The sequence below is a fragment of the Ruminococcus sp. RTP21359st1_H3_RTP21359_211015 genome (assembly GCF_040909065.1).
Classification (GTDB): Bacteria; Bacillota; Clostridia; order Oscillospirales; family Ruminococcaceae; genus Hominimerdicola; species Hominimerdicola aceti.
Map to the genome: position 1 here is coordinate 1 of NZ_JBDGDD010000020.1, position 14,961 is coordinate 14,961.

12 protein-coding genes and 1 pseudogene are annotated in these 14,961 nt (G+C 38.0%); all 13 read right to left on the bottom strand.

What is annotated here, in order from left to right; genetic code table 11:
• Positions 1–83: 83 nt before the first annotated feature.
• Positions 84–956 (bottom strand): Abi family protein, encoded by an 873-nt coding sequence (locus tag AB5Z01_RS09230; protein WP_332008755.1) that lies wholly within the window; start codon positions 954–956, stop codon positions 84–86.
• Positions 957–1,135: 179 nt separating this feature from the next.
• Positions 1,136–2,038 (bottom strand): hypothetical protein, encoded by a 903-nt coding sequence (locus AB5Z01_RS09235; RefSeq protein ID WP_195220694.1) that lies wholly within the window; start codon positions 2,036–2,038, stop codon positions 1,136–1,138.
• A 101-nt stretch (positions 2,039–2,139) separates the two neighbouring features.
• Entirely contained in the window at positions 2,140–2,775 is a 636-nt protein-coding gene (locus tag AB5Z01_RS09240) for an ABC transporter ATP-binding protein (RefSeq protein WP_195220693.1), read from the bottom strand.
• 5 nt (positions 2,776–2,780) lie between these two features.
• Positions 2,781–4,895 (bottom strand): DUF1430 domain-containing protein, encoded by a 2,115-nt coding sequence (locus AB5Z01_RS09245; RefSeq protein WP_195220692.1) that lies wholly within the window; start codon positions 4,893–4,895, stop codon positions 2,781–2,783.
• Between the two features lie 61 nt (positions 4,896–4,956).
• Entirely contained in the window at positions 4,957–5,301 is a 345-nt protein-coding gene (locus tag AB5Z01_RS09250; protein WP_195220691.1) for a lactococcin 972 family bacteriocin, read from the bottom strand.
• Between the two features lie 238 nt (positions 5,302–5,539).
• Positions 5,540–6,820 (bottom strand): sensor histidine kinase, encoded by a 1,281-nt coding sequence (locus tag AB5Z01_RS09255; protein ID WP_368365479.1) that lies wholly within the window; start codon positions 6,818–6,820, stop codon positions 5,540–5,542.
• Positions 6,821–6,827: 7 nt separating this feature from the next.
• Positions 6,828–7,532 carry a LytTR family DNA-binding domain-containing protein gene (locus AB5Z01_RS09260; protein ID WP_332008759.1) on the bottom strand — a complete coding sequence of 235 codons (705 nt, stop codon included), beginning with the start codon at positions 7,530–7,532 and terminating at the stop codon, positions 6,828–6,830.
• A 910-nt stretch (positions 7,533–8,442) separates the two neighbouring features.
• Positions 8,443–9,720 (bottom strand): tyrosine-type recombinase/integrase, encoded by a 1,278-nt coding sequence (locus tag AB5Z01_RS09265; RefSeq protein WP_368365480.1) that lies wholly within the window; start codon positions 9,718–9,720, stop codon positions 8,443–8,445.
• Between the two features lie 79 nt (positions 9,721–9,799).
• Positions 9,800–10,003, bottom strand: coding sequence for an excisionase (locus tag AB5Z01_RS09270; protein WP_009296579.1), 204 nt, complete (start codon positions 10,001–10,003; stop codon positions 9,800–9,802).
• A gap of 434 nt (positions 10,004–10,437) precedes the next feature.
• On the bottom strand, positions 10,438–10,680 hold the full coding sequence (locus AB5Z01_RS09275; protein WP_004611627.1) for a helix-turn-helix domain-containing protein: 243 nt from the start codon (positions 10,678–10,680) through the stop codon (positions 10,438–10,440).
• Positions 10,681–10,686: 6 nt separating this feature from the next.
• Positions 10,687–11,118: a sigma-70 family RNA polymerase sigma factor gene (locus tag AB5Z01_RS09280; RefSeq protein WP_005947719.1), complete on the bottom strand. Its 432-nt coding sequence runs from the start codon at positions 11,116–11,118 to the stop codon at positions 10,687–10,689.
• A gap of 512 nt (positions 11,119–11,630) precedes the next feature.
• A pseudogene (locus tag AB5Z01_RS09285) lies at positions 11,631–12,400 on the bottom strand (response regulator).
• 186 nt (positions 12,401–12,586) lie between these two features.
• Positions 12,587–14,959, bottom strand: a complete 2,373-nt coding sequence (locus tag AB5Z01_RS09290; RefSeq protein WP_368365481.1) for an ABC transporter permease — start codon at positions 14,957–14,959, stop codon at positions 12,587–12,589.
• Between the last annotated feature and the right edge of the window lie 2 nt (positions 14,960–14,961).

Below are 14,961 nucleotides of genomic sequence, written 5' to 3' on the forward strand. Positions count from 1 at the left end.
ACAAAAAAGACTGCTTTCCTACCCTTTTAAGGGTGGTTGCAGTCTTTTTTTATTGCGCGTTTTTTTACAGCGCCTTTCAATGTTTATTCGTTCAATATGTTAACCCAATCATCTGGAAATCCCATAAGTTTTTTATCAACGTGAGGGTACTTGTGAAAAAGTTTATCTAGTTTGTCCACAAACGCTGTCCAATGTTGATCATTAGTTATTAGATGTTTTATGCAAAGAAGAGTTGCAAATACACGGATACTGCTTATCCCCTTTTCTGTATATTGCTTATATAGCTTTGGCGTTTTAGCAAGATTAACATTATACAAACGTCCATAGTGTGCACAAATATTCCGCACAAAAGCAATGTGTTCGACCCAGCTTTCAAGATAAGTATATCCCACGCCATACAACGTTGCAACGGCTTTTTTGTCCTGAGGGTTCATATTTTTATAAAACTTTGAGAGCGTACCGAAACTGAACAGCTCCACCAAAGCGTAAAACGGAATTTTGCCGTCAGTATAATTATTTTTGAAATTCTTAACAAAAGGGACTTTGCTATTTCTGGATATTTCCTTTTTTATCTCACAAAGAAAATCATAGTGATAGCCAGAATCATTAAAATTATCCGGATCTTCATATCCTAGTACACCATAAATATGTGAGAAATGATTAGCTACCCTACACCTGAGATTAACTTCGATTTGCTCTATCCAAGTAAATAAGAGTTGCCTGAAGTTGGCGTTAAACAGGTATAACTCAACGATTTGTTCAAAGGATATAGAACCATCAAAATTTTTATTTTTACCTTTTAGTCCAAGGCCATATGCTTTTATCAAGCGGAAATATGAAATATCATTAAGAATTCGACGTGCATATTCTTCATTGACAATTCTCAACCCAAGCATTTTCAAGTTCTCGATTTGTTGATCAACATTCATTGATGGTTGCTGTTCTTTAAGCTGCATAAAAAAATCCCCTAATAATTAAACGACCCGACGTGGTACGCATTGCTAAGAGGCGTGTCGGGTTCTGTTAATACTATTATATGCGATTTTTTCTAAAAAGTCAATGGAAAATATAGCTAAATAGATTTGGTAAAATGGCCTAATGATAAAATAAGCACATTAGTAGCTTAAATTCTAATCTATTTTCCTTTATCAACATTCACACCAAAGACATTAATAACATTCATTTCCACATTCTCCGTATCAATACAAACTTGCTTTGAAGAATATATCTCCAAATAATTGCTTTTTTCATCATATTTACAATTTGCACATAGATACGTTCCATCTTTTTCAGCTAATATTACTTTTGTGTTGTTGTCTATGAGTCTATAGTCGCGTTTTAAAGCAGCGAATGATTCACCCAATTTAAAAAAGCAGAATGTCTGAACTATTACAAAAACTGCAATTAAAGCTATTATTACTTTCTTGCCAGTTTTCTTTGTATTTGTCTTTTTATCTACCATATCTACGGCTTTATCGATAGGCTTAGTAAAAAATTTTTGATTTTTTAAAGCAATTCCTATTGATAAACCAAAATAATAAATGGCCGTACATAATATAAATAACGAGCGTAAACACTTTAATACTTCTAACGCTGTTACATCCTTCCATATTTTGATTATATTATAATCCAGTATTACGCAGGCAAATATAAATAATGCAACCATAGTTACAAGATAAATACAAACCACATTTCGAACTGTTTTCCAAAAGCCATGTGTCCTTATTATTATGTATCCCATAAAATAATTAAATAGCAATAAAATCAAACCTTTAAAAAGCAAATCAAATAAATTTGAAAAAATATTGGCCTCGCTTATTTTGGAATATGATCCATTAATCGAGAAATAACTATTGTATCCTTCAATAACTATTGCTGATATACCTTTTACTATAATTCCTGATATGGTCAGCAAAACACCTATCAACGCTGCATATGAGCTATAGTTTTTGTTTTTATCCGACTTTATTGTATCAAAGACACTTTTCTTTTTACAAATATCCTTTTCTTCCACTTGTATTGTTGATTCGTTACTCATTATAACATCCTTCCCAATTTATTAACTCCATTAAATTACTGATCATTTTTTAATGCACCATCATAAGCAATCTATATAACCTTGCTCAACCATATGCGTAACTAAGACAGGTCGATTATCCTATCTCCAATTTCTTTTAAATTTTCATCATGTGTAACTATTAAAACTGTTTTCCCATAGTCACGATTAATTCTTTTTAGAATATTGATAACTATGGCTGCATTTTCTTTGTCTAACGATCCGGTCGGTTCATCCGCTAAAATTATTTCTGAAGGTTTCAAAAACACTCGTGCCAGTGAAACTCTTTGCTGTTCTCCACCACTCAACTGGTATATCTTTTTATTTTCATACCCACAAAGACCAACTTTCGCCAGTGCATCGGCGATCTTATTTTCCTTTTCTTTATGACTTAACTTAACATATCTTAATGCAAGCATAAGATTATATTTAACAGTCTCCTCGTCAACAAGTGCAAAATTCTGAAAAACATAACTAATTTTATTTCTAATTACCTTGACAGCATTCTTGCTTTGGGAAGACAAAATTTTTTCACCATCTATAACTACCTTCCCTTTGTCCGGATCTTCCAACAAACCTATAATGTTTAATAATGTACTTTTTCCGCAGCCGCTTTTACCAGTAATTACAACAAATTCACCATCATTGATTTTTAGCGAAAAGTTTTTAAAGATCACTCTGTCATCATATTTTTTAGTAATGTTTTTTATCTCTATCATTATAATCAACCACCTTTTGCAACATTTATAATATCAATTCTATCTTTTTTCTTGATATATAATGTGGAGAAAATTACATCAATGCTTATTAGTATTGCTGATATTAATACTGTTTCAATAAAATTACGATCGATCAAAAGAGCCACAATAAATGAACTTGCATCAAGAAATACCATGCCAACATAATAATTAATATATCTTTCTTTAAATCTAAAGCCCATTATTTTCTTTACCGCCAGTTCCTTTTGGTGCTGCTCCATGTATGCAATAACATTTTGAATAACTGCTGAAAAACATATTATTATCAACGCTACAAACATTAAAAACTGAACTATAAGTTTTGTATTCAACTCTTTTACTTGTTCCTCAATAGCTTGATACACGCCAGTAGCAGGGAATCTTACCTCACTCTCATCGTAAAACTTACTGCAAACTTTTGCAATTTCAGCAGTCGCATTCTCAAAATCATTTACCTTTATTTTAAATGGGCCTCCTGTTTCTCCAAGTATCATTGAATAGTCTATAGGATCACCGTTATTTTCTGTAAGCACATTAATGACAGGATCTTTCACAGTGTTTTTACTATCGCCACAATCTAAAGCAACTGTAAATAACGATTGGGAATCCTTATACCAAATTACTTTTGCTTTTCCTGTAAAACCATACTCACTATAATACTCCTGGATCTTATCCTCTTTATTCTTATATTTTTCTGGAGCAAGCACAACACAGCTTTTTTCATTTTCAGAAATGACTATCTTTTGGTTATTCTTGTCATATACAGGGAAAAGTTTAAGATAGTTAGGATTGACATTAACACTAATATTAACAGGGAACTCACCATTTTCTCTGTCTTCCTCATAAAGAGGAGAATAAATTGAAAAATCAGCATAAACAGATCCATTTGCATTCATGATCTTATAAATTTCTTTAAAATTTTCAATATCCTCGTCCGTTTCTCCTGTCCAATCACTTTCATTCGGGATCTCCATAACCGATACATACGCAAACTGTTTGGTTTTATTCCAATTTGAATATTTATCTAAACTCAAAGTATATAAGCTATTTAAATCCGTTATCGACAGACACATCACGCAAATGGCTGAAGTAAAAGATATGAATTTCAAAAAGCTATTAAAAACTATTAACGATCTGTATGGTCGTTGATTTTTTATTACACCGCTCAAAGAAACATACTTAACAAAAATAAATGGCAGACTGATGATAATTAGAGTGACTATCGTAACAGCCAAATAGCAAAAAAATAATTTTTTCAAAAAGCCAACACAAGCAAAATTAAATCCAGGAACTAAAATTGAGGTAAAAATCAGTGCCGTTATTGCAAAAACTACAGACTGACATATCACAAGTTTAGGAACACTTTCACTCCAAATAGTATTAAAATCATAGCCCAACATTTTTTTTATTCCTATCTTTTTGTATGATCTTATAAAATCATACATTATTAGAAAGACTAAAATTAAAGTTGATGCCATTATGACGGCTACATAATATGAGGGCTGTTTTGCATTTTTAAAATCATTGGACTGATAACTTAATACGATACCTTCTTGCTTTAATTCTTTTTTTATATCATTCAGGTCGCTATGATCATTTAATTCGATGACATATGTTTTATCAAGGGGGGCATTATTATCACTAAAATATTGTCTAAGTGTTTTGACCATAAATCCCTTATTTTTATTCAACGCTGATACAACACCGATTTGATTACTATTATTTGTGCGATCAGTTGAAAGAAAATAATCCGAATCGATCTCATTGGCATTATAGAACCTTCCACTATCCAATTTGATTTCTTGAAATGTACTGAAATTTGTGACATAGATATTTTTCACATAGTAGTCTTTACCTTTTATATTATCGATATTAGAACAATAAATGTTAGCCGAATATTTTTTCATAACGACTGTTAGAATTTCATATATTTCTTCTTTAGATTTAATATCAGTCGAAAAAACAGCTTTCACCGATGATTCGGATTCACCTATATGAATCATTGAAGTATAAAATAGATTGTCATAGTTTAGAAAACAATTCGCAAATATAAATATTGCAGTAAATGCAAAGATTACTATAAAACTATATTTGATCTTCATGCTATCCCTCTGAATATCATTAATTTAGGGAGAATGTTAACGCATTCTCCCTATCGTGTGGTTAAACGTGGTTGTAGTAAGAATTCCACTCGGTAAAATTCTTATGATATCCAGTTTCTGCTTTAGCAGTTTTACCCTTATCGGCAGTTTTTTTGCTCATATACTTTTTACTGCTCGATTTCTGTATTGCTGTGGCAGTATGTTTTTTATCCTTACAATAAAAATAAGAATACTGTTCTTCCTTATCAAACCTTAACAAACTATAGTGTATACCATACTCCCATTTATCATTTTTATGTCCCAAACTACTTCCAGTTAATGTCGTTGCAAACACTGTAATTGACATTGCTGTTACCATTAAAAAAGCCCCACAGCATGCAAAGATTTTCTTACCTACATTTTTCATAAAATAACCGCCTCACTTAACTTTAAAACGCACAAATTATACTAATGATTCTGGCATTTGAAACTATCTTCTCCAAATCCATCTCCACCAATTTATTATGTAGAACATATTTTATCACCACCGAAAACAAGATTTAGGAGTTACCCCCAAAATCTTATATATCATTATGTGACAAAATAATCAATATTTTCTCGGCGAACGGTTACATTTATAGGGTGAACGGTGTTATTTATTATGATTATATGGCATTCGGAATCACTATATCAGTAATAAAGATACCATTACAATAATCATTGTCCATATGTCCGTTGTATTTTATTAGGCATTCCTTTATATTTTGCATCCCATACCCATGTCCTTCTCCTGATTTTATACTGATAAATTCATTGTCTTTAATAATTGGCTCTTTAAAATAAGTGTTTTCAACATTTATAAACAAAGTTGACTCCAAAAATTTCACGCATATATTCACACGCTTATCATTACAAAACTCAGCAGTCTCAAAAGCATTACTTATCAGATTAGAAAAAAGTGTACACAGATCCATTTGAGATAATCTCAGATCATTTTCAATGTGACCCTCCCATTTAAACTCTACGCTTGGATATCTTCCACGAATATCATCTATTATTACATCAATCAAATTACTTCCTGTATGTATGTTTGAAGTTAATTTATTCAGTTCTATATTCATTTTGTCAAAATAGTCGCCAAGTTGTTCTAATTCCATATTTTCACATAACATTTTCATACAATACAGATGATTTTTTATGTCATGACGGAACTGTTTGGTTTCTTCATCTTTTTTTAAGAGAGAAATATAATATTTTTTCTGAGCTTTTAATAAATTTTGCGTTACTTCAGTTTCCTTTTTCAAATATTTGTTTTTATTATGGCTTGAGATCAATAAAAAACAAATTACAATAAAAATTATACTACTCATGCTTAAAGCCAAAGCAGCTATGCTCTTATATAAAGAATAATTTTGATCCATCATAAACAGCATTATAGACGAGAGATACACGCCAATAGAACAACCGCCAATTATAATCAAAATTATTTGCTTGGTAGAAAAATCTATATGTACGGCTTTTTTTAGTATTTTCATTCTTATAAACGATAATATTGCAATTAAAAATCCTGATACACAATTCAAACCCAACTCAGATATAGAAAATTTGTTGGGAATTTTAGACATAACACCAATGGTTGCAGCAAAAATACCAACAACCATATCAAGTAAACATATAAAAATATATATTAAAATAACCATTCCTGTCTGCCGTTTATTTTTTAAACAAAGAATGACACAAAGAATAACCATAGCATCAAAAAATGGTCCTAAATTATACGGATCACAAAAAGACGAAATAAGAGATATAGTCAGTATAAATAGCGTAATACATACCATAGTATGCATTCTTGATTTCAACTTAATGCAGAAAAGCAGCGATACAGCAACACATAATTTTACCAGCTCACTAATGTACATCGCTGCATTATACAAAATTCTTTCCATAAAAACCTCATAAACATCTTGAATTACGCTTTACATAATCATAAAAAAGCAGCTTAAATTGTGACAGCCTTCTTCTTGAAACTGGTACCCTCTCTTTCATATAATGCAATTCTATTGTTGTCGCATATATATTTTTCACATAGCGAAAGGCAACTAAATACGATTTGTGAACTTGATAGAAATGTTCACTGCCCAATCTATCGGACCAATATTTCAATGATTTAAGACTAACGACAATCCCATACTTTGTATATACAAAAGTACCATCTCCGTATGCTTCGATGCACACTATATCATTATAGCTTACAAGAGTAGTACGCCCCTTTTCCTTAATAGCAATTTTTTCATTACTCAAGATCTCCTTTTCGGCACAACTTAATGCCTCAAAAAATTTCATTCCATCAATAGGTTTTTCTAGAAAACGAAACGCTTTAACTTTAAAAGCCTTAGGCATATATTCAGAATGACTGGTAAGGAATATTATATATTCTCCATGATCTTTTTCTCGCAACTGCTCCGCAGTAACCATTCCATTCATATTGGGCATTTCTATGTCTAAAAAAATCAGGTCATAATATTTGCCAGATTCCAACAAAGACGTGCCAGAATCATAAATGTCAACTAAATAATCAGGAAACATTCCATACAAACGATTTTTTATCTCATTACATATTATTCTTTCATCATCACACACAGCAACATTTAAACGCATAATGTTCCACCTCATTGAAAATTATATCATATTTATATAAATATTACAATAACAATAATTAATATTTATAAAGTCATTATAATAAAGTGAAAAAGATACTTATGTTTTTATAGAAAAAAACTATTATACGTTTATTTTTCATTAAAATAAATTATAAAAAACAAATAAAACATATGTTAATTCACTAATTCTGTACAACAATACAAAAGTCAAAAGACTTTTTATAAAAGTAGTTGTTAAAGCATTAATTACTTCCCCTATACTAGTGTAAGACGTAAAATGTTTCTAATTGTGCAAATATACAAATGTCATAACATATTATATTAAAGCCGCTCTTGTTCAGTTACAAAATGATAAATATGTTACAGGAGAGAAGGCCGCCAAACTTTATAATAAGAATCCGTCCTGTTGCGAATCAAATGCTATAGGGTCTGTGTCAATATGCTATACCTTTAAGGATTACAACTAAGTTATACTTTATAACAGAAAGAGAAGTATATATTTTACAGTTCTTGAAACGCAGAATATATTAAGACTTAACCAGTAAAAAGCAGCATACGTTTGAAAGTTCTATTCATTATATTATCATAATAACAGATAAGAAGTCCAAAAATTACTCAGCTTTGGGCTAAAGTAAGTTAAGGTATCATTACCCCACCCATAATGCTAAAACCACACACAAGCGATTTTTGAGCCGCTGTGGGCGACAGCAAAAGCAAATCAAATTGTTCACAGAATCATTTAATAGATTTCTAATTATCTCTTTAGATGTTCTTATATGCCGGTATAGCCCGTTACTTCGGGCTTTTCCGGCACTTTTCATATCGGAAGAACCTCACAAATCTTTTTATTACCCCTTATGTTTTCACTCTCAAAAGTAGTAAAAGCAGTAGTAAATTCTGCGTACTACTTATGCCGCCTTGGTTTCCTCGGCGCTTTCCGCCGCAGGCTCCGGCTTGGCCTCTGTGGTGGTTTTTGCCTTGGCTTGCAGCCGTTCCATTTCCTCCTGTGCGGAATGGAAAGTAGCGTGGGCGTAATAGTTCAGCGTCATTACAATGTTGGCGTGTCCCATGATGTACTGCAACGCCTTGGGGTTCATGCCCGCGTTTGCCATTCTGGTACAGAATGTATGCCGCATGGTGTGCGGCGTCATCACATCGGGCAGCGGCTCCTTGTGGCACTTGTTGTACTTCTTGGCAAGGCACTTGAACATGGCGTCATAGTTGACGGCGGTTTTGGGCAGGCCGTCCCGGTTCAGGAACAGGAAGTCCTTATAACCGTCAACCTCAATGCCCTTGCCGTCCCTGCGCTTCTTCAACACGCGCTCAAACGCTTCATAGGCGGCTGCGCTCATGGGCACTTGACGGAATCCGCTTTCTGTTTTTGGCGCTTCGATATAGTAGCCATCCTCGGTGCTTCTCAAAAGCTGGTGGTCTACATTTACAAAGCGTTTTTCAAAATTCAGGTCAGCGGGCGTCAGGCCGCAGAGTTCGGAAATACGAAGCCCGGTTTCCAGCAGGATCACCACATCGTCATAATACTTGGCATAGACGGAATCGTTCTGCATGAAGTCCAAAAGCTCGTTTTCCTGTGTAGGGGTAAGCGGCACCTTTGGTACGGTATCGTCGTTGATAACCTCATTGATCGGGAAGTCAAAGGGATTCTTGCGGAGGCAGTCGTCCTGTACGGCCATATAAAAGATGGCTTTTAAGGAACGCTTGCTGTTGCAGATGGTGTTGTAGGCAACTCCCTTTTCCTGCATACGCAAGGCCCATTCTTTCGCGTCGGACAGCTTTACGCTGTCAATGCTGGCCGCGCCCAGCTTATCTTCGGACAGAAGTTTCATCAACTGCTGGCGGCTCTTTTGGGTTCCTTTCCGCACATTCCCGCGCTGCCGGGTGTACTTTTCATAAAGCTGGCACACGGTCATTTTCTTGCCGATGGTGTCTATCCCGTCGTCAAGGTCTTTCTGTATCTGCTTGATCTTCTCGCGCAGGGAAAGACAGGGCCGCTTCCCGGCAGGTACTTTGTCGGTAGGTACTAACTTCCATGAGTAAACAAACTGGGGTTCTCCAAAGGTGTCAATGTATTTGTAAGCGTATCTTCCATCTGATCGCTGGCTCTCTCCAGACTTCAAAAGGCGGCCTTTGTTGTCCCGTCTTTTTTCATCTCGTTCTTTTCTTGGCATTTCGTCATGCTCCTTTCCATGACGGAAAGAGCCTTGACACGCTTATAACCTATTATAACACGCGCAAGGCCCTTTTTCACTATATTGTGTCAAGGGAATCAATGATTTTTTCAAACTGCTTCCGTTTGATCTGGATGCGGTTGCCGTTTAAGATCACCCAGCCAGCGGTGGGGTTTTCCTCGGCAAGCCGACGCAGTTTGTTTTCCCCGATCCGAAAATATTTGGACGCTTCCTCAATGGTGAGCGTGTATTTTTCCCAAATAGGCACATCGTTATTACTCATAACATGGCCCCCTTTCTTTTCAAAACAAAGGTTGTTTTTTGCGAAAGTGGGCAGAAAATAACGGACGGCTGCTGGCACAGCTCCACGGGAATCTCACCCCCGCGTGGTTCTCACGCGGCCCTGCTCGTTGCCTGCGACGCTTCAAACGCTCGGACTACGACGGCAAGGGCGTATCATTGTCCTGCCTGCGCGTCGTCGCCCGCAGGCTGCCACACCTGCTTTACGACCCGGTAAAATCGCTCCGCTTACCCCAATGAGGGAAAGCCTCTTGGCGCACCTGCCGCCCGGCTCGGCACAGACAGAATGTATCCGTCTGCCCTATGACGCGCCGCCATTGTCCTGCGGGCGTATTTGTCAAGGAGCAAAGGGGCCGCCGGGAAAACAGGCAGGCGGGGAAAGGGAAAGCCGCCTGTCTATGGCCGGGGCCTTAATCGTCAGTCGCCAATGGGACTAACGATGGAATGGATCAGCTTGATTTGCAATCGGCGCTTCATATACTCGTCAATGCAGATATGAGGCTGGCCGCTGCCGTCATAGAGCGTCCGGGTACACAGCTTATTGATATAGCCGTCATAATGCTGCAAGACACGCTCCACGGCTTCGGCGTTACCGGCGCAGGCCGCGTCGATCACAAAATCAGGCAGAGGGCTTTTGCCCTTGTAACTGGATTGCTTCATCCGCGTTTAACCTCCCTCCGGCATGAACGCCATCAATTTTATACGCAGGTCTTTTAGGGTGCTTGTCCTGTGGCGCTGTACTGCGCTGCGGGACATTCCCATCAGGCGGCCGATTTCTTCGTCAGTCAAATCCAGAACAAAGCGGAGAATCAAAATACTCTGCTCGTCTTTTGGCAGGCTGGCAAATGCCTCGGCCACAAGCTCGTTGTCGATATGTAGGTCATAGCCATGCGAACTGAATATAAAGCTGTCGCAGGAATACCGATCTACGGTCGAGAGCTTGTCCCAATCAGCCGGGGAAAGAGCGTCCAGCGACACTTCACGGTCGCGGCGGCACTTCATTTCCCGCAGATAATCTATCGCCTCATGGTACAGAACCAGCTTGCAGTAGCGGTCAAACTGGCCCCATTCACCGTATTTGCGGGGGATCGCTTCCATCTTCTCACCCCCTTTCTGTGGGGGATGTGGTGGTTCTCTCCCTTTCCGCCAATAGAGCGAATGGAATCTCTCTGGCTGCCCGCTAAACGCCTCCTTTTTTCACTTTTTTGAAATTTCTTTTTGCGCCAGATAGCAGACCGCAGGAAACAACAAAATTCGCCCGGCAGGTCAAAGACCCACAGGGCGAAACAAAAAGCAATATGTTCTTTTCCTACATGGTATAGTACATACGCACAGCCGCTTGTCCCCGCTGCCGGGGGACGGCTTTTTTTGACAGGCTAATCCCTGTCGGATTTTGTCGAAGTAGTTTTCGTTGCATAGCGGCTCCCTCCTAAAGCCGCCATGCCAGAACACGGTGCAGGGGTCGTCGAAGCAAAAAAACGGCGGCCTTGATCTACTCAAAACCGCCGTATCCGTCAGTGATACAGGAAAGCGCACGAAATCCTCTGCCCGTCAGCGGTTTTTTTCTTTTCCCCGCTGTGGAGGCAGATGTTTGAATATGTAGGCTCGTTTCATTCCACAAAGAACAGAACTCGCCGGATCAGCTCCGGGATATTGACCGGGGCGGTGATATAGTCGTTCACGCCCTCATGCCGGTATTCATATTCCGTGGCAAGGTCGTTGTTCTCGGTGAGGATAAAGAACGGCAGAAGCCGGACAGGGGGATTCTTCATCTGGAACATCCCTGCCACCCGCCGCAGCGTATGAAACAGCTCCATTGCTGTGCCGTCCAGCAGTTCCAGATCGCACAAGATCAGTTCAATTTCCTTATCCTCAAAAATCCGGCGCTTGGCCTCCCCAATCGAGGAAACCAGAATCAGGTCAAAGCCCTTTTGCAGCATAGCAGCCCGCAGCACTTCGGCGCTGGTATCTTCCACATGGACAAAGAGCAGCTTGTGAAAAGTCGGGGCCTTTTCGCCGGATAACTGCCGGTAGGCGTATTCCACCAGCTTATCTTGCAACAGCGGCCCTTTCATTTTGTCCATGCACAGCGTCGCGCCCCGACGCTTGGCCTCCTGTTCGTAGTCCTCTTTGTTATGGCAGGACGCCAGAATAAAAGGCAGCTCCTTATCTGTGCCCGCACCTCGTCCAGAAAGTCCATGCCGGAACCGTCCGGCAGGTCGAGATCACAGCAGACCACCAGCGGCATTTCCTCTTGGATGGCGGCCCGCGCTTCTTTCAGCGTACAAGCCGTTTTTACCGGGTAGCCCCGGTGCTGTAAGTATTTTTGCAGACACCATGTATAGGTGTCGCTGTCGTCGATCAGCAGTATCTTTTTCATGTGTCCTCACCCCCAATATTGATTTACCACAAGCATAAACTACAAATGTTACACAAATGTCCGAGGTGACTTTGATTTCGACAGAAAAACAGGCTGAATTGTTACAAAGCTCGGACATTTCAAAAATTTTTTGAGAAATGGCGAAAAAAGCGGGGCAGCACACGCCGCCCCGCCGATCCCAAAAGGTTATTCCATTGTCTTAATGCGGTCTACAAGAGATTGCTTATGGCAATAGCGAATGGCTAAAGTCGAATATATCAATGCAATTACTACGAGGACTGCAAAAAATAGAAGCACTTGCAAGAATGGGAAAGTATAATGCAATTTTCCGAACACTCCAACTTGATTAAATATCTGGCATAGAATATAACCTGCTGCTGTGCCGAAAATAAATGTTATTGCCATTGTCCCAAACACATAATACAAACATTCCATTCTCAACATCTTATATAATTGCTTGTTTGATAGACCGATAGATTGCAATACGCCAAATTCTTGTTGTCTGGATACAAGGTTCGTCATCAAGGTATTGCAAAGGTTGATAATACCGAAAATTGCAATAAAAGCAATTAACCCGTAGATCGGAATCTGATACCCTGTCATGTGCATTTTTATGGAAGATAGTGCGTCATCAAAGCTATTAAATTGAATATCAGGATTGTCACCGATTGCATTTAAGACAACATTTTCTGCCGCAGGAAGCTGGTTTACATCTGCATTTATAACAAATTCAGTATTAAAATTCTTCTTCTCTGGATATATCTCGGATAGTACATTTTCCGGGACAAAGAAATATGTTCCGTTGTAGTCCGTATCGCTCATGTCAATAGTTCCGACGACAGATAATTCGATTTTCTTTCCAGAAGCAGATACTATTGTTACCACATCTCCTAAAGCAACACTATAATCTTCCCATGACTTTAGCATACCGGCTGTGTCATCAATTAAGATACCATTTTTCCCGACAAGTTCTTGGTAGCTTATTTCCTCTGATAATAGGTTATTCGATAAGCCGGAAAATTCATCGTCCGACAATCCTATAATTTCACGGAACGAGGACGGTTCTTTTTTATCTGGAAGCAAAATGTCTGCGGAACATCCCTTTATAGATTTAACATCTGTGATATATGGAGAATCTGTCAAAAGATTCATCATGCTATCGTCCAGTGGATTATCTTTCAAGGAATTGCCGCTATATTCATCGGAAAGTGTAATCAAAAATTCCTTATCACCAAATGACTGTCGGGCCATATCTTCTTCATCAATAGAAGCCAGAAATGTTGCTGCACTCATCAGCAAAATTCCTGAAAATCCCAATGATATTAAAGTCAAAATCACTTTTTTGTGGTTTCGCATAAAACCGATTTTAGCCAAATTTTCAGGAGTTAGTTTTCTCCTTAATTTTTTGGTGTTTAACTTTTCGTTTTCAGTTGTCGTTGATATGCGTACAGCTTCAATGGGAGAAATGCTTGCTGCAATTTTAATCGGCTTGCGAATTGATAGAACAACCGATAATTCAGTCAATATGGAGATAACAACGATAATTGCCAATGTATTAAGCCAATTCCAACCTTTGGGTACAAGCACATATCCTATTAAGCAGCCAACTACAATCCCTAATGGAATTGAAGTGCGGGATAATTGCCAGCTTTCTCTTTTTACCATGCGTTTAATCTGTTTTTGGGTCATGCCAATTACCCTTAAACGGCCATATTCTTTAACTTTCCCAACGACTGAAATATAAAATAGGCTGTATATAACGGTGGAACAGGCAATCACAATTAGAATACTAATTGCCGCTACGCCCAGCATATCTCGGCTTGAGTTATCAACACTATCAAAGTAAGACGAACTATAAGCGATCTGTTCTTCTCTGATTCCATAAGGGGTCAAACAGGATTTAATCAAATTTTTCAATTCGTCCTCTTTGAATGATCCGCTTCCCATTATCCGTAGTGTAGCATTATAAGGGATGTGATCTTGAAAATACGATTGCAGAAAAGAATCAGATACCAATACTTGATACCGCCTATTTGCACCATCGTCATGTAAAAGACCGCATACCGTGAAATTTGCATTTTTCCCATTTTGCAACGGTAATTCGATTTCTTGGTTCAATTCAACAGGGCGGCCAATATGTTTCAAATAGGCTTCCGAAACTGCAACTTCATTTTCCTTATCAGGTAAGTTCCCAACAAATTCTGTGGAATACAAATACAGATTATTGCTGTCCCGAAAATTAACATTCAATGTATAATCATCAACACGGAAACTATCAACTAAAGCCTCTGTTCCTACCATTTCAATGTTGGAATCTTGCCTTAAATCATTGATTGTTTCCAAATCCACATCAATAACTGCCGCTTGGTAGCGCCCCTGTAAGAATGTTTTCAATTCATGTGATTTTCCGAATGTATAGAGCGCAAGAACGGTCATAAGGCAGGCAGCAAAAGCAATCGTTACAATAATAAAGATGTTTCTTCGCTTATCTGCTTTAATGCTTCTGTTTGCCAGCTTCTTTGTAATGGCGCTGGTATCATTTTCAAAAGGCCATGTCATAG